The organism is Prosthecobacter sp., from assembly GCF_044232965.1.
Classification (GTDB): domain Bacteria; phylum Verrucomicrobiota; class Verrucomicrobiia; order Verrucomicrobiales; family Verrucomicrobiaceae; genus Prosthecobacter.
Map to the genome: position 1 here is coordinate 1 of NZ_JBIIKX010000057.1, position 21,315 is coordinate 21,315.

22 protein-coding genes and 1 tRNA gene are annotated in these 21,315 nt (G+C 60.3%); 10 read left to right on the top strand and 13 right to left on the bottom strand.

The genetic code is table 11. The annotated features are described in order from the left end of the window. The first annotated feature begins 60 nt into the window (after positions 1-60). Together ACILSI_RS19840 and ACILSI_RS19845 are read left to right on the top strand one after the other, a co-directional pair. Positions 61-135, top strand: a tRNA-Val gene (locus ACILSI_RS19840). Positions 136-147: 12 nt separating this feature from the next. Continuing rightward, the gene (locus ACILSI_RS19845; protein ID WP_395723650.1) at positions 148-1,125 is read left to right on the top strand and encodes a hypothetical protein; all 978 of its coding nucleotides are present in this window, start codon (positions 148-150) and stop codon (positions 1,123-1,125) included. 6 nt (positions 1,126-1,131) lie between these two features. On the opposite strand, the gene ACILSI_RS19850 is transcribed toward ACILSI_RS19845, so the two are convergent. The 7 genes from ACILSI_RS19850 to ACILSI_RS19880 all read right to left on the bottom strand — a co-directional run bounded on the left by ACILSI_RS19850 (position 1,132) and on the right by ACILSI_RS19880 (position 7,087). Continuing rightward, positions 1,132-1,380: an acyl carrier protein gene (locus ACILSI_RS19850; protein ID WP_395723651.1), complete on the bottom strand. Its 249-nt coding sequence runs from the start codon at positions 1,378-1,380 to the stop codon at positions 1,132-1,134. Between the two features lie 23 nt (positions 1,381-1,403). Continuing rightward, positions 1,404-2,627, bottom strand: a complete 1,224-nt coding sequence (locus ACILSI_RS19855; protein WP_395723652.1) for a hypothetical protein — start codon at positions 2,625-2,627, stop codon at positions 1,404-1,406. Between the two features lie 56 nt (positions 2,628-2,683). Next, entirely contained in the window at positions 2,684-3,148 is a 465-nt protein-coding gene (locus tag ACILSI_RS19860) for a hypothetical protein (RefSeq protein ID WP_395723653.1), read from the bottom strand. Between the two features lie 172 nt (positions 3,149-3,320). Beyond that, on the bottom strand, positions 3,321-4,064 hold the full coding sequence (locus ACILSI_RS19865; protein WP_395723654.1) for a putative 4-mercaptohistidine N1-methyltransferase: 744 nt from the start codon (positions 4,062-4,064) through the stop codon (positions 3,321-3,323). 12 nt (positions 4,065-4,076) lie between these two features. After that, a complete protein-coding gene (locus tag ACILSI_RS19870; protein ID WP_395723655.1) occupies positions 4,077-5,246 on the bottom strand; it encodes a hypothetical protein in 1,170 nt (389 codons plus the stop codon). A gap of 72 nt (positions 5,247-5,318) precedes the next feature. Further along, a complete protein-coding gene (locus tag ACILSI_RS19875; RefSeq protein ID WP_395723656.1) occupies positions 5,319-6,080 on the bottom strand; it encodes a TSUP family transporter in 762 nt (253 codons plus the stop codon). Then, positions 6,077-7,087, bottom strand: a complete 1,011-nt coding sequence (locus ACILSI_RS19880) for a sugar phosphate isomerase/epimerase family protein (protein ID WP_395723657.1) — start codon at positions 7,085-7,087, stop codon at positions 6,077-6,079. Before ACILSI_RS19880 ends, ACILSI_RS19875 begins: the two co-directional genes overlap by 4 nt. Positions 7,088-7,204: 117 nt before the next feature. Between ACILSI_RS19880 and ACILSI_RS19885 the strand changes: the two genes are divergently transcribed. The 3 genes from ACILSI_RS19885 to ACILSI_RS19895 are packed head-to-tail and all read left to right on the top strand — an operon-like array spanning position 7,205 to position 10,660. Beyond that, positions 7,205-7,762, top strand: a complete 558-nt coding sequence (locus ACILSI_RS19885) for a hypothetical protein (RefSeq protein WP_395723658.1) — start codon at positions 7,205-7,207, stop codon at positions 7,760-7,762. 44 nt (positions 7,763-7,806) lie between these two features. After that, positions 7,807-10,146 carry a M1 family metallopeptidase gene (locus ACILSI_RS19890; RefSeq protein WP_395723659.1) on the top strand — a complete coding sequence of 780 codons (2,340 nt, stop codon included), beginning with the start codon at positions 7,807-7,809 and terminating at the stop codon, positions 10,144-10,146. Positions 10,147-10,177: 31 nt separating this feature from the next. Next, positions 10,178-10,660 carry a DUF6702 family protein gene (locus ACILSI_RS19895; protein WP_395723660.1) on the top strand — a complete coding sequence of 161 codons (483 nt, stop codon included), beginning with the start codon at positions 10,178-10,180 and terminating at the stop codon, positions 10,658-10,660. Positions 10,661-11,194: 534 nt separating this feature from the next. Here ACILSI_RS19895 and ACILSI_RS19900 read toward each other — a convergent pair. The 4 genes from ACILSI_RS19900 to ACILSI_RS19915 all read right to left on the bottom strand — a co-directional run bounded on the left by ACILSI_RS19900 (position 11,195) and on the right by ACILSI_RS19915 (position 15,140). Beyond that, the gene (locus ACILSI_RS19900; protein ID WP_395723661.1) at positions 11,195-12,109 is read right to left on the bottom strand and encodes a sugar phosphate isomerase/epimerase family protein; all 915 of its coding nucleotides are present in this window, start codon (positions 12,107-12,109) and stop codon (positions 11,195-11,197) included. An 87-nt stretch (positions 12,110-12,196) separates the two neighbouring features. After that, positions 12,197-12,853 (bottom strand): ATP-dependent Clp protease proteolytic subunit, encoded by a 657-nt coding sequence (locus ACILSI_RS19905; protein ID WP_395723662.1) that lies wholly within the window; start codon positions 12,851-12,853, stop codon positions 12,197-12,199. A gap of 102 nt (positions 12,854-12,955) precedes the next feature. After that, on the bottom strand, positions 12,956-13,282 hold the full coding sequence (gene sugE, locus ACILSI_RS19910; RefSeq protein WP_395723663.1) for a quaternary ammonium compound efflux SMR transporter SugE: 327 nt from the start codon (positions 13,280-13,282) through the stop codon (positions 12,956-12,958). 13 nt (positions 13,283-13,295) lie between these two features. Continuing rightward, on the bottom strand, positions 13,296-15,140 hold the full coding sequence (locus ACILSI_RS19915) for a serine/threonine-protein kinase (protein WP_395723664.1): 1,845 nt from the start codon (positions 15,138-15,140) through the stop codon (positions 13,296-13,298). A 138-nt stretch (positions 15,141-15,278) separates the two neighbouring features. On the opposite strand from ACILSI_RS19915, the gene ACILSI_RS19920 reads away from it, so the two are divergent. Genes ACILSI_RS19920 through ACILSI_RS19935 form a run of 4 tightly spaced genes read left to right on the top strand, consistent with a single transcriptional unit; the run spans position 15,279 to position 17,917 of the window. Continuing rightward, positions 15,279-16,217, top strand: coding sequence for a ribose-phosphate diphosphokinase (locus tag ACILSI_RS19920; RefSeq protein ID WP_395723665.1), 939 nt, complete (start codon positions 15,279-15,281; stop codon positions 16,215-16,217). A 58-nt stretch (positions 16,218-16,275) separates the two neighbouring features. Then, positions 16,276-16,968 carry a 50S ribosomal protein L25 gene (locus ACILSI_RS19925; RefSeq protein WP_395723666.1) on the top strand — a complete coding sequence of 231 codons (693 nt, stop codon included), beginning with the start codon at positions 16,276-16,278 and terminating at the stop codon, positions 16,966-16,968. A 21-nt stretch (positions 16,969-16,989) separates the two neighbouring features. Further along, the gene (gene pth / locus ACILSI_RS19930) at positions 16,990-17,604 is read left to right on the top strand and encodes an aminoacyl-tRNA hydrolase (RefSeq protein WP_395723667.1); all 615 of its coding nucleotides are present in this window, start codon (positions 16,990-16,992) and stop codon (positions 17,602-17,604) included. Then, the gene (locus tag ACILSI_RS19935; RefSeq protein ID WP_395723668.1) at positions 17,576-17,917 is read left to right on the top strand and encodes a 30S ribosomal protein S6; all 342 of its coding nucleotides are present in this window, start codon (positions 17,576-17,578) and stop codon (positions 17,915-17,917) included. Before pth ends, ACILSI_RS19935 begins: the two co-directional genes overlap by 29 nt. A gap of 84 nt (positions 17,918-18,001) precedes the next feature. Here ACILSI_RS19935 and ACILSI_RS19940 read toward each other — a convergent pair whose 3' ends face one another. Continuing rightward, positions 18,002-18,817, bottom strand: coding sequence for an NYN domain-containing protein (locus ACILSI_RS19940; RefSeq protein WP_395723669.1), 816 nt, complete (start codon positions 18,815-18,817; stop codon positions 18,002-18,004). A gap of 90 nt (positions 18,818-18,907) precedes the next feature. Between ACILSI_RS19940 and ACILSI_RS19945 the strand changes: the two genes are divergently transcribed. Beyond that, positions 18,908-20,071, top strand: a complete 1,164-nt coding sequence (locus tag ACILSI_RS19945; protein WP_395723670.1) for a M48 family metallopeptidase — start codon at positions 18,908-18,910, stop codon at positions 20,069-20,071. Here ACILSI_RS19945 and ACILSI_RS19950 read toward each other — a convergent pair. Continuing rightward, a complete protein-coding gene (locus ACILSI_RS19950; protein WP_395723671.1) occupies positions 20,062-21,255 on the bottom strand; it encodes a Wadjet anti-phage system protein JetD domain-containing protein in 1,194 nt (397 codons plus the stop codon). The genes ACILSI_RS19945 and ACILSI_RS19950 overlap by 10 nt on opposite strands. Positions 21,256-21,315: the final 60 nt, after the last annotated feature.

The window sequence follows — 21,315 nt, forward strand, 5'->3', positions numbered from 1 at the left end:
CTGCGGGCGAATGCGTGATTGCACATTCGTTTTTCCGCGATACATCGCGGCGTCAGCAACGCGTGGATAGCTCAGTGGTAGAGCGGCTCGTTTACACCGAGTTGGTCGGGGGTTCGAATCCCTCTCCGCGCACCACCCCTGCGCGTCATGCCCGCCTGCCAGATCGAGGATTATCAAGACACGCCGCAGGCACGCGCCGAGCTCATCCCCTGGCTGGTCGCCACCGAGCCCAGCCCACTGAGTGCTGAGACCTGGGGCAAACGACTCGCCCACTGGTGGGACCGGAATCCTTTCGCCAGCTTGCGTGATGAGCGTGGCTGGGTGCTTCGGCATGAAGGCCGCATCGTTGGCTTCATGGCGCTCATCCCCGCCTGCTATGCGGTGAGCGGGCAGCCCGTGGCGGCCCTGATCGCCTCCAGTTGGCGCATTGACGAGGCACATCGCAATGCCAGCCTGCCCATGCTCATGAAACTGCGGCGGCTGGCGGCAGATTCACTCATCGCCGACACCACGCCCACCCCCGAGGTGCAGGCCTTGCTCCAGCGTAGCGGCTGGACCGGCCTGACCGACATTCAGCGCCGCTTCGTGCCGCTCGGCTGGGTCGCCAAAGTCCTTCCGCATCGCTCCTGGCCTGTCCTGCCTCCAGGAAAGCGCATCACACGCGATCCGGCAGAGGTTCAAAGCGTCGCCGCCTCCTGCATGTCTGCCACCAGTGTCGAAAAGTGGATCACGCCGGAATACCTGCGCTGGTTCGCCGCCGCACTGATGCGGAGGCATGAATTCATCGGCGTCATCGACTCTGCCGGCTGCCTTTCCAGCTACCTTTTCATCACACCCAAAAGCGCCCGTGGCATCCCCGCCTGGACGGAGATCGACCACTTCACAACAACCGGCAGCCACGAGGAACTGCATGCCCTCGTGGGCGCTCTCGTGCGCCAGCCCGGCTTGCTCGGCAGCGCCAGACGAGTCCTCTCGCTCAGCTCTTTTGCGGGCGATTCCACTTGGGATGACATCCCTGCCTGGCTTCAGCGGCAGGAAAAGGTCTGCCACTTCTTCGCCATCCCCTCGGCACTCAAGTCGCTCTCCAAACGCACCGTCCTCGCTGAAGGCGACTGGGGCTTGTGATGATCGTCACACCAGCTTCTCGATCACCGCCAGCAGGTGATTGCCGGTCGCGAACGTGTCCACGGTCATCATCTCATCGGGAATCTGCACGCCAAGCTGGCTTTCGATGTCCATCAGCAGGTCGATCGACGCCATCGAGTCCAGCCCCAGCCTGCCCAGATCCTCGTCCATCGGCACCGCGTCGCCTTCCTTGAGAAAGCGCAGGCGCGGGCGGAGGATTTCCTGGAGTTTGGCGGCGAGATCGGTGGCGGTCATGTCTCCGGGGCCATAACAAAGGTTCACAGCCCGCGCAAGTTCGTGTGCCAGCAGGGCAGATACCAGGTTTCCACCTCCTCCTGGCCGCGATACGCCACTTCGGCGGGTGTTTCATGGCTCAGGAAGCCCAGCAGGCTCGCCGTCAGGCCATACGCGCCCACATTCGGCACCGCCAGCACGTCCCCCACCTCCACGGGCGCCATTTTCTGCCCTCGCGCCAGACTATCGAGCGGGCTGCACAGCGGCCCCACCACATCCACCACGATCTCGCCCTCACGCTGAGCCGTGAGGTTTTGCAGCGTGATCGTCGCGCGCGGGATGCGCCCCAGGCCTGACATGCCGCCCAGGTGATGAATCCCCGTGTCCAGCACCACAAATGTCTTCTTCCCGGCCTGCTTCACATCCAGCACCGTCGTGAGCAGCGTGCCCGAGCTCGCGCTCAGATAGCGGCCGGATTCAAAGCAAAGCCGCGCCTTCCCATGCAGCGGAGAAGCCTTCCAAACCGCGTCCAAAGCCTCGCGCAAGCCGCTCAGGTCCGGCGCGCTCGCATCACTCGCATACGGCCACGGAAACCCACCGCCCGCATTGATCACCTCGCATTCAAAACCCACGGTCTCTGACACACGCACCGCCGTCTCCAGCGCGCACTGCGTGTTCTTCGCCAGCGCCTCCACCGAGGCCACCTGCGTGCCAAAGTACACATGCACGCCGCACAGTTTCAAACCGGGCAGCTTCAAGCGCCCCGCCGCGCCTGCGGCCAGCAGCAGCGCCTCATCAAACCCGAACTGACTCTCCACCCCGCTCATCGCCAGTCGTGCGTCAGGAGCCTGCGCCGGGTTCACCCGCAGCATCACGCTCACTTCCACGCCCGCCTGCTGTGCCCGTTTGGAAATCCGCGCCGCGTCCGTGAACGACTCGCACGAAAACATCCTCACCCCCTGGCTGATCGCGGTCTCGATCACCTTCTCCGTCTTCCCAGGTCCGCCCAGCACCATGTCCGTTTCGAAACCCGCGTTCTGCGCCGCCATCAACTCGCCTGCCGAGGTGATCTCCGCCCGCACACCCGCCAGACGCAGCTCACGCGCGATGGCAGGCAGAGGGTTCGCCTTGAACGAGTAATACAACCGCGCCCCCTCCGGCAAACCTGCCTGCAATTCCGTCGCGCGCCGCGCCACAGTCTCCAGATCATGCGCAAACAGCGGAGATCCATGCGCGGCGATCAGTTTTCGGGCAAGCTCAGCATCCATGGCATCAATGACACTCGTTTCAGCGTTGTTGGAAAGCGCAAAAGACAATTCCACGCTCACGGCCGATCTCCAGACCTTCGCAGTTCGCAGACTGACTTGGTGATCCGCTCCATGCCACTCAGGTAGAGCACCGCTTTTTGAGGATCGCTGCATGCGACGGCACGTCGATAGTATTCCTGAAATGCCCGGCTCAGAAACACATCAGCGCCTTCGTCATCTTCGCGAATCATTTGATGCGTCCCTTCATTGTCACCACTGAACCAGTCGCCTTCCGCCAGAATGCCCATGTGCATGATTCCGCCGCGATCATCGAAGCCAAAGAAGCAATACACATGCTCGCGGCTGAATTGCTTCGTGTCCGTCGGCCCCAGATGCCACTCGATGGTCCCTTGCCCATCAAAGGGGTTCACCACGGGTTCAGTGCAGAACAACTCGCCTTGCGCCGTGCTCATGCGGGCGATGGGCCGCGTGAGATAAGGATCAATGTCCAGCTCCGCAGGGAAAGGAATGCGAAAGCTCAAATCCAATTTCTGGTTCAATCCAGCCACCGCGGCCTGGGTTCGCTTGATCGCGGGCGTGACCGGCGCTTTCTCGGCGGCAGCCGCTCAGGCCACCGCCAGCAGGCAAATCGCAATGACAGTCTTCATGCCATGAGACTACCCGCACTCGGGACTTCGATGCAAGCCTGCAAAATCACAACACTTCGACTTTGCGCCGCCACCGCATGCCCAGCGCCACGCTCCACTGATACTTCCGCGCATGCTCGCGGATCAAAAACGGCATGTCGCAGGTCTTCGAGAGATCAAAGTGCGGCTCCAGCAGTGATGTGAGCCATTCCCGCGTCGAACCCTGCGGCCAGTTGCCACGCGGCGTGAACTCCTCCAACCAGGTGCAGGGTGTCGTCAGCAAAAGCTGACCGCCCGGCCTCACCAGACTCGGCAGACGCTCGATCAGCTTCAGCGGATCGGTCAACCGGCACAGCAAGTTCGCTGCATGCACGATATCGAAGTCGCCGAGGTCAGCGCGCAGGTTCATCGCATCCCCTTGCTCGAAACGCACGCGATCCCGCCTCAGATTCTCCGGCACATGTGCCACCAATGCTGTCCGCGCACTGCCTTCGTCCACGCGCTCGTATTCCATGCTGCCATCACGCGCCAGCGCCGCCGCCGCATCGACAAAACTCTGCGAGTAATCGATGCCCAGCACGCTCACGCCAAAATTCGCCAGTTCAAAACTCGACCGCCCGACAGCACATCCCAAATCCAGCGCCACAGCTTCACAAGGTGTGCGCGGCAGATCGATCAACTCCATCACCGTCCGCACCGGAAACCCCAGCGCCTCATGAGGCCCATGCTCCCACGGCAGCACCTCGTTTGAAGCGCCATAGTGAAAGAGCAGGTATTCGTCGAGCAGGCGACGGGTTTCGTAGATGTTCATCAGGCGTGCTTCCTATTCCGCCGCCAGCGCATCCAGCAAGTATTTCGACGGCTGGAAGTGCTCGTTGAGGACAGTGATCTTGCCATCGCGGAACATGCGTGTCTGCTTGATGTCGAAGTTCGGCGTTTTGTGCGGTGCGAAGAGGATGTCGTCGTGCGTGGCGTTTTGATGACGCTTGAACTTCTGCGGCGTGATGTGGCCACCGAGATGATCGTCGCGACCGGTGGCGAGGTGGCAGGTGCCGAGCACTTTTTCATCCTGGATGTCCGCCCCGGACACAGGAAGCACCTGCGTGCCGAATCCAAGCTCGCCGAGCACGCCGGTCATCGGATCGTCAGCGAGTTTGGCGTTGTGCTCGTCGATGGTCTTTGCGTTGCCTGCGATCAGCTCAGCCTTGATGATGCATCCACCTGTCACGGTGAGTTTGCCCAGCGTGCCATCCTCGTATTTGAGCGGGAAGGTGCCTTCCGCGCCGGTGGGAACGAAATAGACCTCGCCCGCAGGCAAATTGGCGATGTCAGGCGTGTCACCCTGGCAGAGGCCATGGCTCTTCTGCGCTTCCTGACGGTTCAATTCGAGCCGCACCGTCATATCGGGGCCGTTTTCGACCGTGAAGTCGATCTCCACCCAATCCGCACGCGTCATCGCGCGGCGCAACTTCTCAGCGTCCACACTGACCTCTTCATAATCGACGGCGAGACCAGAATTGAGGATCACATCATTCACGCCATGCAGGGTGGCACCTCGGAAGCCATACTGTTTCGCGAAGGCCGTCAGCGGCGCGGTGGCGCTGAAGGTGGAGATGCACAGGATGATGTCGTAATTTGAGTAGATGTCCTTTTCGAGGCTCAGCTCCTTGCCGCTCATATCAACGCAAAGATCGGGTAGATCGAGATTGCTGCCGGTCGTCTGCGTGTAGGCATACATTTCGCCACCTTTGAGCACGAGCTCATCAGCAACGCCGTTTTGCAGGCCGAGGTGAAAGTTCTCGTAGGCCTGACGTTGCACGGCACGGGCCGGATTCTTCAAGAACGCGTAATCCTTCGCCTCAGCGAGATCAGGCAGGTCGATGAGGATGCAGATTTTACGGCCAAAGGTCGGTTTGAACACGGTGCCGAGCAGGCGTGCGAGATCGAACTTGGGAAACTGGCGGCCTTTGGCCGAGGACTGAATGGTTGACATGGGAGCGGCGATCATAGGCATTTGGGAGAGTGAGGCAATTACGGCCTGCACATTCATGCTGGACGCCACAAATCATCCCCGTGTTCCAAATTGATCCCACAGCAGTTTGATCACCATCGCGAAGACCACGGTGATGAAAATGACACGAATAAACGGCGCTCCATGCCGAATCGCCATCGAAGCACCGAGTCGGCCACCGATGAGCTGTCCCGCGATCATGGCGAAGGCGATGGGATAATGCACGCGGTCCGAAATCACGAAGACAAGCAGCGAGGCCATGTTGCTCGTGAGATTAACTACCTTCGTGAAGGCGGTGGCGCGTGTGAGCTCCAGGCCGAGAAGCGAGATGCAGGCCATCGTCCAAAACGTGCCGGTGCCGGGACCAAAGAAGCCATCATAAAAGCCCAGAACGCTGCCGGCGAGACAAGCAAACGCCACCAAGCTCAATCTCGCTTTTACGGCGGTTTTCCCGAGGCCCGGACTGAGCAGCACATACACCGCGATGCCAAGCAGCATCCACGGCACGATCTTTTTCAGCACCTCATTGCTCACCTGCGTGACCGTCCAGGTGCCGAGGCAGGCAAAGACGAACGTGACAAGAACGGTGAGCCGCACCTGCGTCCACGAGACAAGACCCGCCTTCGCATACTTCCGCACCGCCATCAGCGTGCCCCAGGTGGACTGCATTTTGTTTGTGCCCAGCGCCATCTGCGGCGGCAGTCCGGCCCACAGCAGCGCGGGAACCGAGATCAACCCACCACCACCGGCGATGGCGTCAATGAATCCGGCGCTGAGCCCGGCGAGGAACAGGAGTGTGATGACCTCCCAGCTCATGATTTGCGGCCGAGGATGCGGTCCATCGAGTCGGAAGTCTGCCAGATCAACGCCTCCGGGTAATGCGCATATGGATGGAAGTATTCGAAGGTGAGGAAGCCTTTGTAGCCGGTCTCGGCGAGCGCGTCGGTGACGGCGGGCCAGTTCGTGGTGCCGTCGAGCAGCGGGCGGAAGGTTTCGAGGCTGAAGTCGGTGCCTTTTTTCGTGAACTCCTTCAGGTGGACGTTCTTGGTGCGCTTGCCGAGCACTTTGGCCCAGTGCTCAGGGAACTGGAACATGCTGATGTTCCCCGTGTCGAAATGCACGCGCACATGCTCGCTGCCAAAGCTGTCCACGAAGGAGTTCATCTCCATCGGCGTCATGAGGTAGCCGTTGAAGAAGATGTTTTCGATGTTGAGGCAGACCTTGAGCTTCTCCGCCTGCTTCGCGAGCTGCCCCACGGCCTCGCGAGCACGCGAATCGCACACATCATTGGCGACGGGCTCGTGATCCGTGCGCCAAGGGATGTGAACGGCTCCCGGCACGACGAGAACATTCTCCACGCCGAGGTCATGCGCACATTGCGCGATCTTTCCGGCCAGTTCGATGCCTTGCGCACGCTTCGCCGGATCATTGCTCGTCAGCGGATACGGCCAGAAGAGGAAGGAACACAGCCCGCTGATCTGAATGCCGATCTCGTCGGCCATCTTGCGGATCTTGACGTAATCGGCCGTGCCGTGCTTCGGCGAGAGGTCGTTGTCGAGATCGTAGTTCAGCTCGATGCCATCGAAACCGGCTTCTTTCGCGAGTTGCAGGCACTCCCGCAGCGTCATGCGCTCCGGATACGGAAACGCCCACAGGTTGATCGACTTGAGCATGTCATACTTCTTCGTCGAACCCCGTCGCGCGTCAGGGACTGCGGCTGGAGCTGAACGTGCAGGCTCAAACGCGAGTGAACTGAGACCAACGGAGGCGATGGTGGCTTTGAGAGCATCACGACGCGAAAAAGAGTCGGTGGGTGGATTCATGCCGCCGATGCAATCAGAACGCCCACGCGAGCGCAACCAAGAATTGTGCACACAGTCCTGGATAATCTCCATGCAACCACGCTCTTTGCGCTGAATCTTTCAGCATCTCACCTCCACATGCAAAACAGCATTCAAGACAAGCTGCTCAAAATCATCGACGACATCGACGACACGGGCAACGCCAGCCTAGCACGTCTGACCGTGCTCAAGAAATGGTTCGAGAAGTCCGGGCGGCTGGTGCCGTTTGCGGTTTGGATCGCCCGGTTGAGTTCAGCAAGAAAGGGGAAGACCACCGGAGAGGCGGGAAAGCTCCTGGATGAAGCCCGTGCGTTGATCGGCAGGGGCCACGGTGAGGAAAAAGTGAGGCCGAAGCTGAATAATTCAGTCATGGAAGAACTTCATGGCCGCATGCGGGACTGGCAGAACGAGCAGCAGCGCCAGCACTGGGCTGTCGTGCGCACAATCAAGAACTGGAACCTGTTTCTAGTCGAGCAAGCGTTCGCGATCTGCCTGTGGCATTCAGATTCGCCCGCGCATGGTTACAAGCTCGCTGTGGACTTTGCGAAGCACTACGATTCACGCTACGGCGACGGCCTGAACGGTCCCAGCCGGACAAAGATCATGGAAATGCTGAGTTTGATCCGGGTTGTGGAAGGTTACGAGGAGATGGCATGAGCCCGCGCTTGCCTTACGTCCCGGGATTTGGAGATTCACTGGCCATGAAGCGCCTTTTGCTCCTGCTTTCCCCCGCCCTGCTCGCCGCCGCTGAATCGGGTGCTCCCGTCGGCAAGTTTCAGCAGCTTGATCCCTCGATCCCCACGCCCTCGGCGCAGCGGAACGCTTCAGGATCACCTGGGACGGGTTACTGGCAGAACCGGGCGGACTATGACATCAACGTGGAGCTGGATGATGTGAAGCGCACGATCACCGCAGAGGCGACGGTGACGTATCACAATGCCTCGCCGGATGCGCTGGAGTATCTGTGGGTGCAGCTCGATCAGAATTATCTGTCGCACAACGCGGACTCGCGGGCCGCACCGAACACGAAACGTGGCATCGACCCGAACAAGATCACCTACTCGGCGCTCGACCGCCTGCTGGCCTATGAGGACTACGATGGCGAGATGAAAATCAGCAAGCTGACCGACTCGAAGGGCGAGGCGCTGCCGCATTCGATTGTGAAGACGATGCTGAGGCTTGATCTGCCGGAGCCGCTGGCGGCGGGGGCGGATTTTGTGTTCAAGATTGCGTGGAACTACCCCATTAATGATTGCGAGCGCATCAACGCGCGCACGGGTTACGAGTTCTTCAAGGAGGACGGCAACTGCATATACACCATCGCGCAGTGGTTTCCGCGCATGGCGGCCTACACGGACTACGCGGGCTGGGTCAATAAGCAGTTCCTCGGCACCGGTGAGTTCACGCTCGAGTTCGGTAACTACACCGTGCGACTCACTGTGCCGGATGACCATCTCGTGGCTGCGACAGGCGCCTTGCAGAATGCGGAGGCCGTTTTGACCGAAACACAGCGCGAGCGACTAAAAAAGGCGCAGGGCGAGACGAAGAAGCCGATGTTCATCGTCACGCCAGAGGAGGCGAAGGCAGCGGAGAAGGGCAAGCCGAAGGGAAAGAAGACCTGGGTGTTCCAGGCGGACAACGTGCGTGACTTTGCCTTCGCATCGTCGCGCAAGTTCGCCTGGGATGCGATGGCGGTCGAAGGCGCGAGTGTGAATGGCAAGCCGGTGATGGCGATGTCGCTGTATCCGAAGGAAGGCATGCCGCTGTGGGACAAGTATTCGACGCATGCCATCGCGCACACGATTCAGACCTATTCGCGCTACACCTTTGCGTATCCGTATCCCGTCGCGTGGTCGGTGAACGGGCCAGTGGGTGGCATGGAATACCCGATGATCTGCTTCAACGGCCCGCGCCCTGAAAAGGACGGCACTTACCCAGAGCGCACGAAGTATGCGCTCATCGGCGTGGTAATTCACGAAGTGGGGCACAACTACTTCCCGATGATCGTGAACAGCGACGAGCGACAGTGGACGTGGATGGACGAGGGGCTGAATTCCTTCGTGGAATACCTCACGGAAGAGGAATGGGAGAACGACTGGAAGCACCGCCGCAATGAGCGTGGCATGGTCGATTACATGCGCATAACGGACCGCGTGCCGGTGATGACGAACTCGGAATCCATCGCCGATCTCGGCCCGAATGCCTACGGCCAGCCCACCGTGGCGCTGAACATCCTGCGTGAGCACATTCTGGGCCGCGAGGCCTTCGATCATGCGTTCAAGACCTACGCGAAGCGCTGGATGTTCAAGCGGCCCACGCCTTCCGACTTCTTCCGCACGATTGAGGACGCAAGCGGTGTCGATCTCGACTGGTTCTGGCGCGGGTGGTTTTACAGTGTCGATCACGTCGATGTCTCGATTGATGAGGTGAAGTGGCTGCAGCTCGACTCACGCGATCCCGCCATCGAGAAGAAGAAAAAGAAGCAGGAGGAGGACGAGATGCCGAAAACCACCACGCGCGAGCGCAACTACCCGCTCTCGAAGCGCGTGGACCGTTTTCCCGAGTTGAAGGACTTCTACGACAGCTTCGACAAGACCACCGTGCTGCCGAGCGAGAAGAAGAAGTTCGAATCGCTCATCAAGGAGCTGAACGAGGAGGAGATCGACCCGAAGCTGCTGGATACAAAGCACAACTTCTACTCCATCGAGCTGCGCAACATCGGCGGGCTCGTCACACCGGTGATTCTGAAGGTCGAATACACCGACGGCAGCACGGAGGAGATGAAACTGCCCGCCGAAATCTGGCGCTTCAACACTCAGAAAGCCTCGAAACTGCTCTTCACGAAAAAGGATCTGAAATCCGTCACCTTCGACCCGCGCCAGGAACTCGTGGACACGGATGTGGAGAACAACTTCTGGCCGCGCCGCCCGGTGAAGAGCAAGTTCCAGCTCTTCAAAGAAGACAAGGCGCCGAACCCGATGCGGGAGCTGACGAAGCCAGAGAAGAAAGAGGAAGAAACAAAGGCGGATGACAAGAAATAGGCTCATCGCGGCACTCGCCGTATTCATGCTCATGCCGCGTCTTCACGCGCATTCGCTGCATCAATCCACGGCTGAGGCGGAATACAATCCGGCGACGAAAAAGCTCGAAGTCAGTCTCACCGTCTTCATCAACGACCTCGAACTGGCCCTCGTCCGCCAGAGCGAGCGCGAGATGCGGATCGACAAAACTCCCGCCGCTGAATTCGATGCCCAAATCCAGGCCTACCTCGCCAAAACCTTCATCGTGACCGATGCGAGAGGCAAAGCCGCCAAGATCGAGTGGGTGGGACGTGAGTTGGATGCCGCGAGCGCGAAGAGAGATGATCCGGCAGTGACGTTGTTTTTCGAGATCGCGCTGCCAGAAAGTTTGGCCAAATCGATGCTACAACACACCATCTTCTGCGACCTCTTCAAAGACCAGATAAATCTGCTCTATCTATGCAACGGCACACAGAATGCTGAACTGCGCTTCATCCGGGGTGATCTGGCAAGGCCGTTCTTGTTTTCGCAATGATTTATGAGTGACTTGTTGGCAGGCCAGACTACTCGCAGCCGCCTTCACAGACGATCTCATGGGTGGCGCTTTCTTGCCGGGAGCTTAGCTGGACATCGCTGAAGTCCAAGTCGTCATCTATGAAAGCTGGCTTTGGAGTGACGGTGGGCGAGTCTGTGATGGGAGTTGGAGAGATGTTGTCGGTATTCATTGGTGTTGGATGGTTGCGGAGTTTTACTCAGAGATGATCGTCATGAGAAATCTTCAAGACAGCACGACTGGCACTTTTTTTCCATGGTTGGGTGGCGTTTCAGGGTCTGGCGGTGCTTGGAATGCAGCAGGGGCGGTCGCAGGGTTTATGCACAATATGTTGTGCCCATGCGAATAACTGAGCAAATATATGGTGGTTTCGCAACTCAAACCTTCTAAACCACCCCATCGGCAGAATTTCGTCATCGCAAAACCAAGCGTTCCATGGCGAAAATATTTTCCCTAAGTCAGTGAGGCCCGCTTGACCAATGACCGCCCCATAATCAGCCAGGTATGCGAGATACTTTAGCCAAAGAACGGCGCGAGCACATTCCGCGCGACTTTGAGGGCTTTCATGCGGCCTTCGAGGGTTTTGCCGAAGGTGTCGTCCTCGACTTCGATGCAGACGTGGCCGTCGTAGCGGATGCGCATGAGCTCGGCCATGAATTTGGCCCAGTCGATGTCGCCGTAGCCGGGGATGCGCGGCTGTTGCCACTTCAGCGGGAAGTCGAAGCGGCCGACTTCGTTGAGCGCGGCGCGATTGATCTTCACATCCTTGGCATGCAGGTGGAATAGCTTCGATTTGAACTCCGCGAGCGGACTGAGCGGGTCCATGTCCTGCAGGATGAAGTGCGAGGGATCGTAGTTGAGGCCGAAGTTCGGCGAATCGATATCGTTGAAGGCGCGGCGCCAGATTTGCGGTGTTGTGAGGAGGTTTTTGCCTGCGGGCCATTCGTCGAGCGTGAAGGACATGGGGCAGTTTTCGATGCCGACTTTGACGCCGTGGTCTTCGGCGAACTGGATGATGGGCTTCCAAATTTTGAGGAAGCGCGGCCAGTTTTCATCGACGGTTTTGGTCCAGTCGCGACCGACGAAGCCGTTGACGTTGGTGAGGCCGAGCTTGGGAGCGGCGGCGATGACTTTTTTGAAGTGCGCGACGGCGGAGCGCGAGACTTCGGGATTCGGATCGAGCATATTCGGGTAATACCCGAGCGCGCTGATGCTGACGCCCTGATCCTGGCATTGCGCGAGAATGTCCTCGGCCTTCGACTTCGTCATGCCGATGACGTCGATGTGCGTGACGCCGGCGTATTTGCGCTCGGCCTTGCCGACGGGCCAGCACATGACTTCGACGCTGGAGAAGCCCTCGTGACGGGCGAAGGAGAGAACTTCCTCGAAAGAGAGTTCGGGGAGGATGGCGGTGACGAAGCCGAGGTGCATCTGAGTTAAAAGTTATGCATGCAGCGTTGGGAACATAAGCACAAAAAAGGGCGGGAGTTTGAGTCCCGCCCTATTGTGATTGATGTGTTATTTGTCTTCGGAAGGAAGGATCTTCTTCCCTTCGAGCACCTTGTCCACGAGGCCATATTCGGCGGCCTGGGCGGCGGACATGTAGTTGTCACGGTCGGCGTCGCGCTCAATCTGCTCGACGGACTTGCCGGTGTGGTGGGCGAGGATGCGGTTGAGGCGCTTTTTGAGGCTGAACATGTATTCGACCGTGCGCTCGACGTCGCTGGCTGTGCCGCGTGCGCCGCCGGAGACCTGATGGATCATGATGTCGCTGTTTGGCAGGGCGTAGCGCTTGCCTTTGGTGCCTGCGGCAAGAAGAACAGCGCCCATGCTGGCGACGAGGCCGATGCTGTAGGTGCAGACGTCGCAGGTGAGGAACTGCATCGTGTCATAGATGGCAAGACCGGCGGTGACGCTGCCGCCGGGGCTGTTGACGTAGATGTTGATGTCTTTCTTCGGGTCCTGCATCTGAAGGAAGAGAAGCTGGGCGATGATGATGGAGGCCATCGTGTCATTCACCTCGCCGCCAAGGAAGATGATGCGGTCCTTCAGCAGGCGGGAGTAGATGTCATAGGCACGCTCGCCGCGTCCTTCGGACTCGATGACGGTGGGGACCATGTAGCTGGACTGAGGAGCGATGGAGGTGGGAAAATCGGAGTATTGGCTGGGGGACATGAGGTGGAATGAAGAGGTTGCGGGGTTGGTTGTCAAACCTATGGACTGCCGAAGGCGGGAAATGACGAATTCAGAATGACGAATGTCGAAGCACCGGAGGTTTTACGCCTGTGAGGAGCTGGTGAGTTTTAAACCAACGATTCCGGCGACGATGAGGACGATGCAAACGAGGCGGGCGGCAGTGCGGGGCTCGCCAAAGACGAAGATGCCGATCAAGGCGGTGCCGACGGCTCCGATGCCGGTCCAGATGGCGTAGGCGGTGCCGAGGGGCAGCGAACGCAGTGCGAGCGAGAGGAAAAAGAAGCTGGCGATCATGAGCAGCGCGGTGATCACGCTGGGCCAAAGGCGCGTCCAGCCCTCCGTCTGCTTCAAACCGATGGCCCAGGCGACTTCGAGGAGTCCGGCGATGATGAGGTGGAGCCAGGGCATGAGCTTGGCGTGATCAGGACACCTTCGCGGCACGCTGCTTGCGGCGGGCGGTGACGTCGTCGCGTTTCACGCGGACGCGTGTGGCATCGGCTGTTTTGCCCTGGGCGAGCAGTTCTTTTTCGAGGCCGTTGAGCACCTCGATGTAACGGTCGTAGAGCGGCAGGGACTTGGCGTCCTTGTCCTTGGAATAGGCCTTTTCAGTGCTGCGGTAGGTGTTGCGAAGCTGAACGATGCTGCTGTGCAGGCCGCTGGGGTCGATGGACGGCATGAACTTGTGCGTGGTGAAGCGCGTCTTCTCATCCCGGAGGGCGACGGCCTCCGAGGCTCTTCCACTGCGCGCGGCCTCGTTGATGGCGCGATCCAAGGCGGCGACGTAACCCGCCCCCAAAGTGGCGATCTGGTCGGCATAGCTGGCGTTCACATCCCGCTCAAAAGCGACCTGGAACTGCGACTCCAGCGTGATGAGGCGGTCGGTGATGGAACTGGAAGATGTCGAGGGCGGAACAGGCGGAGGAGTCGTCCGCGCTGGCGGCATGGATGTGGCGGATGATGGCACGCTGGGAGCGGGACGAGACGTGGTGGTCGTCGTTGACGGCGGAGTGGTCATCGTGGGCGGTGGAATCCGCTCGGGTGTCGTTGTCGGAGGCGTGAATGTGGGAGGCGGCGCGGTCGTTGTGGTGGTGAGGGAAGGAGAGAACGGGGATGCCGATGGGTCGGTGGTATCTGGCGGCGGAGTGACCGGCTGCTTGTTTTGCGTCACAAACCAGCCGCCAAACCCGAGCATCACCAGCGCGGCGATGACATAAGGCAGGGTGGAGGTCTGCGGCGGCGCAGGCGGTGGGATGTGTGATTCGAACACCGGCGCCTGCCGCTTTTGTGGCGCGGAGGCCGGATTGCGCGAGGAGGGCACCACCGTGCGGCCAGGGACAGAAGACGGCTGTGCTGCCTGTTTGGGCAGCACAGCGCTGGATTCCTTGCCCGCCATGGCAAAGGGCGTGGTGAGGATCACATCCAGATCACGACGCAGTTCGAGGCTGCTTTGATAGCGCTCATCACGATCATGCTCCAGGGCGCGGCGCACGATGCCATCGAAGCGCGGGTCGATGCTCTGGAACTTCTGCGAGGGCATCTTGAACATGCCGCGCGGAATGTCTCCCGTGAGCATCTGGTAAAGCATGACGCCGACGGCATAGATGTCGGCACGGCCATCGACATCCGAGCCGAGCATGAGCGTTTCCGGGGCGACGTAATCGGGCGTGCCCATGGCCATGCCGGTCTGCGTGAGGCCGGAGTTCTGCCCGGTGTTGAGCTTGGCGAGGCCGAAGTCGGCCACTTTGACACGGCCCTCACGATCGATCAGCACGTTCGAAGGCTTGATGTCACGATGGACGATGCCCTGCTTGTGCGCGTAGCCGAGCGCGTCGCACAGATGGGCGGTCACAGCCAGTGCGTGCTCAGGTGGCAGGCGGCCCTCACGGGCGATCATGCGCTGCACATCGGTGCCATCGACATACTCCATGACAAAATAGAGCTGGCCGTCGGTCGTGCGGCCAAAGTCGTACACACTCACGATCGCAGGGTGATTCATGCGACCCATCAGACGCGCCTCGTTTTTGAAGCGCTCGGCGAAGGCGCCGTCCTGCTCCTCGATGGCCGGCGGCAGCAGCTTGATGGCCACGGTACGCTCCAGACTGCTCTGGATGCCCCGGTAAACCGCGCCCATGCCGCCACGACCGATCAGGCACTCGATCTCAAACTGCGGCAGCATGCGCTGAAGCTCCTGAGGGCTGGGCGGCTCCCAACGCCACCCGCCACCCGTGGTACGGGGAGGAGTGCGGGGGTTCGAGGGATCGTTCATGGCAGGTTAGGGAAAAAGTCTGTTTAATAGCAAAATTTTCACCAATGCCACGAGAACTTGCAAGGAATCAAGCCGGACCAAGAGCAGAAAGATTCGGCGGGTTGATTTATGTGTCAGACTCGCCTAACTCGGCGGCCCATGATTGAAAGCCTGAAGATCCTGAGCGGTTCCGCACACCCCACGCTGGCGGCTGCCATCGCCCAAAACCTTGAGACGGAGCTGTGCGCCGCCGAACTGACCACCTTCCCGGACGGCGAGACGTTCGTGCAAATCCACGAGAACATCCGCGGCAGCGACATTTTCATCGTCCAGCCGACCTGCCCGCCCACGAACCAAAACCTGATGGAACTGCTCATCATGGTGGACGCCGTGCGCCGCGCCAGCGCCGCCCGCATCACCGCCGTGCTGCCGTTTTTCGGCTACGCCCGCCAGGACCGCAAAGACCGCCCGCGTGTGCCGATCACCGCGAAACTCGTGGCCAACCTCCTCGTGGCCGCCGGGGTGAACCGCGTGCTCACCGTTGATCTGCACGCCGGTCAGATCCAGGGCTTCTTCGACATCCCGGTGGATCATCTATATGCCGCGCCCGTTTTGATGAAGGCCATCCGCGAACGCGGCCTCGAAGACCTCGTGGTCGTCTCCCCGGACGTCGGCGGCATCAAGATGACCCACGCCTTTGCCAAGGCGCTCAAGGCCCCGATGGCCATCGTGGCGAAAAATCGTGTCAGCGCCGAGGAAGTCGAGGCGCACAGCGTCATCGGCGACGTGGCGGGCAAAAACGTGCTGCTGGTCGATGATTTGACCGAAACCGCCGGCACCCTCACCGCCGCCGCCGACCTGCTGCTCAAACACGGGGCCAAAAAAATCTACGCCGGCGTCTCCCATGCCGTGCTGGGAGAAAAAGGCCACAGCCGCATCACCAAATCTCCGATTGTCGAGCTTCTGGCCACGAATTCCGTCCCGCAGGCCACCGGGGACAAGGTCACCGCGCTGGACATCGCCCCGCTGCTCGCCCAGGCCATCGCCCGCATCCATGGAAACGAGTCTGTGACATCCCTGTTTGACACCCGGGGGTAGGCGTGTATTCTCCGCGCCCTTTTTCCAAAACTAATCTCTCCGCAGAGGAACCCCGACCATGGCTAAAATTCTCGATCTCCAAGCAGAAATCCGCAGCGCCTCCGGCACAAGTGTCGCCAAGCGCATGCGCAAGGCAGGCAACATCCCTGCCGCCCTCTACGGTCGCAAGGTGAAGGCCTCCAACATCCAGGTGCATGGCAAAACCTTCTCCAAGCTCCTCGAAGGCAGCGCCTCGGACAACATCCTCGTCTCCCTCAAGATCGCCGGGATCGCGGAAGACCAGCTCGCCCTCGTGCAGGAAGTGCAGCATGACTACCTCCGCGGTGGCATTCTCCACATTGATTTCCACGCCGTCGCCGCTGACGAAGAAATTCACGCCAACGTCCCTGTCGCCATGATTGGCGTAGCTAAGGGCCTTAAGCAGGGCGGTCTCGTCGAGGCCATCCATCACGAGATCGAGGTGCGCTGCCTGCCGAAAGACCTGCCGGAAAGCATCCAGATCGACGTCACCAACCTTGAAGTGGGCAAAGGCATCCACATCGGTGAAATCACCTTCCCTGAAGGCGTCACCTGCCGCCTCGGCGCGGATGTGGTCATCGTCATGTGCGAGGAGCCCAAGGTGGAAGTCGAGCCTGAACCGACTGCCGCCGCCGCTCCCGCCGCCGGTGCCAAACCTGCTGCTGCCGCCGCTCCTGCCGCTGGTGCAAAACCTGCTGCCGCCGCCGCTGCCAAGCCGGCCGCCAAGAAGTAATCTCCGCACCTTTTCCACGATGTGGCTTCCGGCGCGGATTCAACGAGCAGCGGCTTAAATGCGCCGCGCCTCATTGTCGGCCTCGGCAATCCCGGAGAAACCTACCGCGACACACGTCACAACATTGGATTTATGGTGCTGGACGAAATCGCGCGACGCCTGGGGACCGCTTTCCGCGAGGAAAAGCGCTGGACCGGCCTCGTGGCGAAGTTCAACGGCGGTCATCTGCTCAAGCCGCTCACCTTCATGAACGACAGCGGTCGTTCCGCCCAGGCCGTCGGTCATTTCTACAAGACCACGCCCGCGCAGACGCTCGTGGTTTACGACGACGTCGATCTCTCGCTTGGACGCCTGCGTTTCCGCACCAGCGGCTCTGCGGCGGGCCACAACGGCATCCGCTCCCTCATCTCTGCCTTCGGCAGCGATGAATTCCCGCGCCTGAAGGTCGGCATCGCCCCCGCTGACGGTCGTCCTGCTGGCGAACGCATGGTGGGCCATGTGCTCGGCAAATTTCGCGCCGAGGAGCTGCCAGCGCTGCAAACCGTCATCCAGCGCGCCGCCGACGCGGTGCTTTCCACCATTGATCGCGGCCTGGATGCCGCCATGAATGTCTTCAACCGACAACCTGAATCCTAAACCCCGCAACCCGCATCATCCTATGAACCGCAAATACGAGGCACTCATCGTGCTCGACACCAAAGGCAAAGAAGAAACCGTTGACTCCCTCGTCAGCACCATCAGCAAGGACATGGAAAAAGCCGGTCTGAAGCTCGAGCAGATCGACAACATGGGCAAACGCAAGTTCCCCTTCAACCCACGCCACGTCGAGGCCGGTCACTTCGTGAACATCCAGTTCAGCGGCGCTCCTGCCGCCGTGGACGCCCTGCGCTCCAGGCTGCGCCTCAACGAAAACGTCTATCAGCAGTACTACCAGAAGCGCAGCGCGTAGTTCCGCCGCCTTCAGGCACTTGCTTTCATCACCCCCGGCTCCGCGTTTAGTCACGGACCGGGGTTTTGTTGGGGCGTTTGGCACCTATTCCTCCGACGCCGACACCTTGATGCGGTAGCCGTTCTCGTTCTTCTCCAGCTTCATGAGATTGCGCTCCGCCGCCGCCTCCAGCAAGGCGCTAAAGGTGCTGAAGCCATAAAAGCGCTCGTCAAACTGCGGCTGACGGCGGCGGATGGCCTGTTTGACCGGCCCGGCCCACACCGTGTCGCTGCCGCTGCGTCCGAGCATCGCCTCAACGGTCTCCACCACGAGCTGGATCGCCTTCTCGGGATCACCACCGGGTTTCCGCTCCTGCGTGGTCGGTTTGGCCGTTGATGGGGCCGGTTTGGCGCGTGCGAGGCGCGTCTTCGTCTTCTCCTCCTCGCGCACGAGGTCGTCGTAGAAGATGAACTCGTCGCAATTGTCGATGAACAGGCCGCTGGTGGACTGCTTCACGCCCACGCCGATCACGGTCTTGTTGTTCTCGCGCAGCTTGCTCACGAGAGGTGAGAAATCCGAGTCACCGCTGACGATGGCGAAGGTATCGACATGCGGCTTGGTGTAGCAGAGATCGAGCGCGTCCACGACCATACGGATATCCGCCGAATTCTTGCCCGACTGCCGCACATGCGGGATCTCGATCAGCTCAAACGACGCCTCATGCACCGCCGCCTTGAAGCTCTTGTAGCGGTCCCAGTCGCAGTAGGCCTTCTTCACCACGATGCTGCCCTTCAGTAGCAGGCGGTCGAGCACCTTGTTCATGTCGAACTTGTCATACTTCGCGTCCCGCACCCCGATGGCCAGGTTTTCAAAGTCGCAGAAAACAGCAATCGTGTGCGTGCGGTCGGTGGGGGCAGCCATGCGGCATCGTCCGCTCTCGAAGAGTCCGGGTCAACCGGTGTCTGGTCAGCAGAATTGACAGCGCTGCCGTTTCTCGGTTTCGATGCACGAATGGATCCCTACTGGCAGCTTGCCCTCTCCTCCGGCCTCGGCGCGACTTTGATCACCATAATCGTGATGCATCTCGCATTGATTCCCTGGCGCAACAGCCAGGGTGCCCACTGGACGGAACGCGCCCGGCTGCTCTGGCCCGCAAGACGAGTTCTAGTCGGTGTCGTCTTTGCCTGCATCATCTCCGCCATCATCCTGCCAAGGCTGTTCGGACTTCCGGGCGATGACTCCGCTAGTTTCTGGCCTGTCATCCCAGGGTATTTGTTGGCCAGCTTCGTTTCCACCCGCGAAATCGAGCCGCGTTACCGCTTCCTCACTTGGCTGTACGAGACCTTCTGGCAGGTGCTCGTGCAGTTCGGCATGCTGGCCATCTTCATCTGGCTGCTGCACACGATGCCCAATGAAATGCTGCCGCACGACTGGCTGCGATTCTCCCTCGGCACACTCGCTGTGATCGTCATCATCACCGGCTTTTGGTTGCCGCTGCTCTATCTCTTCCTCAAAGCCAAAAAGTCACCCGATCTGCGTCTCGAACGCCTCGTGGATGAAATGGCAGCGCAGACGGGCCTCAAGCCCTGGCGCGTGTACTACGGTGAATCGCCCCTCGCCCGTGCCGCTGCGCTCATTTACCTGCGCAGCCTGGTTTTCACCTCCCGTGTCCTCGAAGTCCTGACCGACGACGAACTGCGGAGCATCATCCTGCACGAGTTGGCCCACCTGCGGGAAAATCTCGCTGTGCGGCTCTCCAGGCTCATTCCAGTGCTCTCCTTGATGCTCATCACCTTCATCCATCCGGTCATGCATCAGTTTGGCATCCTCGGGTTGTATGGCCTGATTGGCATCGTTTTTCTCCTGCTTAAACTCGCCAAACGCATCGCCCGCCGCATGGAGCATCACGCCGATGACGCCGCCATCCAAGGCAGCGTCGATCCCGCCATCTACGCCCGTGCTTTAGAGAAAATATACCAAGCCAATCAGCTTCCCGCCGTCATGCGCGGCAACAACATGGTCCATCCCCATCTCTACGACCGCATGCTCGCCGCCGGCGTCACACCCGACTATCCACGCCCTCAACCACCCGGCCGCATGGCCTGGCCCGGCTGGGCGGTGTTCCTCATTCCATGTGCCCTGTTTGCCTGGATGATGCTCCGCCCTCACGCATAAAACGGCCATCTATCCACAACCGGCCTTCCCAGCGACTCCTGCTCGAAATCACCCTTGGTGCCTGCATCGTGCATTGTCTTGAGTTCGTCACGGCAATCCTCCATCCTTGGATTGGTGAGCAATCGCGCGAGAATTTGCTGGTCACGTTGGGTGAGGGGTGATGCGTTGGCATGCGGACGCCAGCGCATGTGGAAGGGGTGCACGGCGCGGCCGGAGACCTCGCGGAGTTTGCGGAGGATGTCCCAGCCGGCGGGATCGGTGTCGCCGAAGTGATGGTGGGGGAGGTCGGGTGGCAGTTTTTGCAGGAGGAGACGCACGGCCTGTGTCGGGAACGAGGTGGCGACGATGAGCGTGCTGCGTGTGACATCGGCACGCGTGAGCTGGAGGAAGGTGGTTTTGCGATTCTCGACGGTCAGGAGTCGCTGCGCGGTCGTGGTGAGGTGCGTGGCACGCTCCAGCTCGGCGACAGAGAGCGTGGACTCGAAGCGGAGGTCGAGCGGCTTGCTATGATCGGCGAAGTGCAGCACAAGCGGGCCGCTGTAATGCAAGACGCTATTGCTTGTCTGAATGCCGAGCGCCTCCAGCGGCGTCTCGCGGCCGAGCAGCAGCTCCAGCGCACGCTCGATGAAGCCTTGCTGCGCTTCGAGGTATTTGGAGTCGCGGCCGATTTGCGTGCTCGCATCGCGAATCAACGTGCCTTCGGGCCATTCGCGGGCGGTGAGGTCGAAAAGCAGCTTCAAAAGCTCTTCGACGCGATTGGCCTCGCTCCATCGAAACGGCTCCACGGCATGCGGAAGGGCAAATTCGGCCTTCAAACGGCTCAACAGAGCGGTCCAGGCCTCGGGAAGCAGCGGATGGCTTTTGGCTGAAAACTGCTCCACCACGGCCAAAGCGGCTTGTTGAGCTTCCGCGCCAGTTTGCGAGCCAAACTGGGCATGCAGCCAGGCTTCGGATTCGAGGGGGACTTCGATTTTGTCGATGAATCGCGGCTTGTGGCGGAAGGGGATGAGTTTCAGCGGCAGCTTCTCGGCATCTCGCCGGGCGGCCTGACGTTCTTCCGCAGAAGTGAGGCCCGCGTCATCGAGCAGCGTTTCCCAATCCCGCCGAAACGCCCGCACCGATGCCTCCACCCGCCGCTTCCGGGCGGTCATCCATTGTTCATGCAGGGTTTGGAGCCAGCGCATGGATGATGAGTGATGCGGGCACTCCTGCCCGCAATGGGAATCGTGCGACTGCGGGCAGGA

Bases quoted from the DNA above. Each gene is read 5' to 3' on its own strand.
- ACILSI_RS19845 (WP_395723650.1), top strand. From the start codon at position 148: ATGCCCGCCTGCCAGATCGAGGATTATCAAGACACGCCGCAGGCACGC.
- ACILSI_RS19920 (WP_395723665.1), top strand. From the start codon at position 15,279: ATGATTGAAAGCCTGAAGATCCTGAGCGGTTCCGCACACCCCACGCTG.
- ACILSI_RS19950 (WP_395723671.1), bottom strand. From the start codon at position 21,255: ATGCGCTGGCTCCAAACCCTGCATGAACAATGGATGACCGCCCGGAAG.
- ACILSI_RS19945 (WP_395723670.1), top strand. From the start codon at position 18,908: ATGGATCCCTACTGGCAGCTTGCCCTCTCCTCCGGCCTCGGCGCGACT.
- ACILSI_RS19870 (WP_395723655.1), bottom strand. From the start codon at position 5,246: ATGTCAACCATTCAGTCCTCGGCCAAAGGCCGCCAGTTTCCCAAGTTC.
- ACILSI_RS19885 (WP_395723658.1), top strand. From the start codon at position 7,205: ATGCAAAACAGCATTCAAGACAAGCTGCTCAAAATCATCGACGACATC.
- ACILSI_RS19900 (WP_395723661.1), bottom strand. From the start codon at position 12,109: ATGCACCTCGGCTTCGTCACCGCCATCCTCCCCGAACTCTCTTTCGAG.
- ACILSI_RS19850 (WP_395723651.1), bottom strand. From the start codon at position 1,380: ATGACCGCCACCGATCTCGCCGCCAAACTCCAGGAAATCCTCCGCCCG.
- ACILSI_RS19865 (WP_395723654.1), bottom strand. From the start codon at position 4,064: ATGAACATCTACGAAACCCGTCGCCTGCTCGACGAATACCTGCTCTTT.
- ACILSI_RS19925 (WP_395723666.1), top strand. From the start codon at position 16,276: ATGGCTAAAATTCTCGATCTCCAAGCAGAAATCCGCAGCGCCTCCGGC.
- ACILSI_RS19875 (WP_395723656.1), bottom strand. From the start codon at position 6,080: ATGAGCTGGGAGGTCATCACACTCCTGTTCCTCGCCGGGCTCAGCGCC.
- ACILSI_RS19880 (WP_395723657.1), bottom strand. From the start codon at position 7,087: ATGAATCCACCCACCGACTCTTTTTCGCGTCGTGATGCTCTCAAAGCC.
- ACILSI_RS19940 (WP_395723669.1), bottom strand. From the start codon at position 18,817: ATGGCTGCCCCCACCGACCGCACGCACACGATTGCTGTTTTCTGCGAC.
- ACILSI_RS19915 (WP_395723664.1), bottom strand. From the start codon at position 15,140: ATGAACGATCCCTCGAACCCCCGCACTCCTCCCCGTACCACGGGTGGC.
- sugE (WP_395723663.1), bottom strand. From the start codon at position 13,282: ATGCCCTGGCTCCACCTCATCATCGCCGGACTCCTCGAAGTCGCCTGG.
- ACILSI_RS19905 (WP_395723662.1), bottom strand. From the start codon at position 12,853: ATGTCCCCCAGCCAATACTCCGATTTTCCCACCTCCATCGCTCCTCAG.
- ACILSI_RS19935 (WP_395723668.1), top strand. From the start codon at position 17,576: ATGTCTTCAACCGACAACCTGAATCCTAAACCCCGCAACCCGCATCAT.
- ACILSI_RS19855 (WP_395723652.1), bottom strand. From the start codon at position 2,627: ATGGATGCTGAGCTTGCCCGAAAACTGATCGCCGCGCATGGATCTCCG.
- ACILSI_RS19895 (WP_395723660.1), top strand. From the start codon at position 10,178: ATGCCGCGTCTTCACGCGCATTCGCTGCATCAATCCACGGCTGAGGCG.
- ACILSI_RS19890 (WP_395723659.1), top strand. From the start codon at position 7,807: ATGAAGCGCCTTTTGCTCCTGCTTTCCCCCGCCCTGCTCGCCGCCGCT.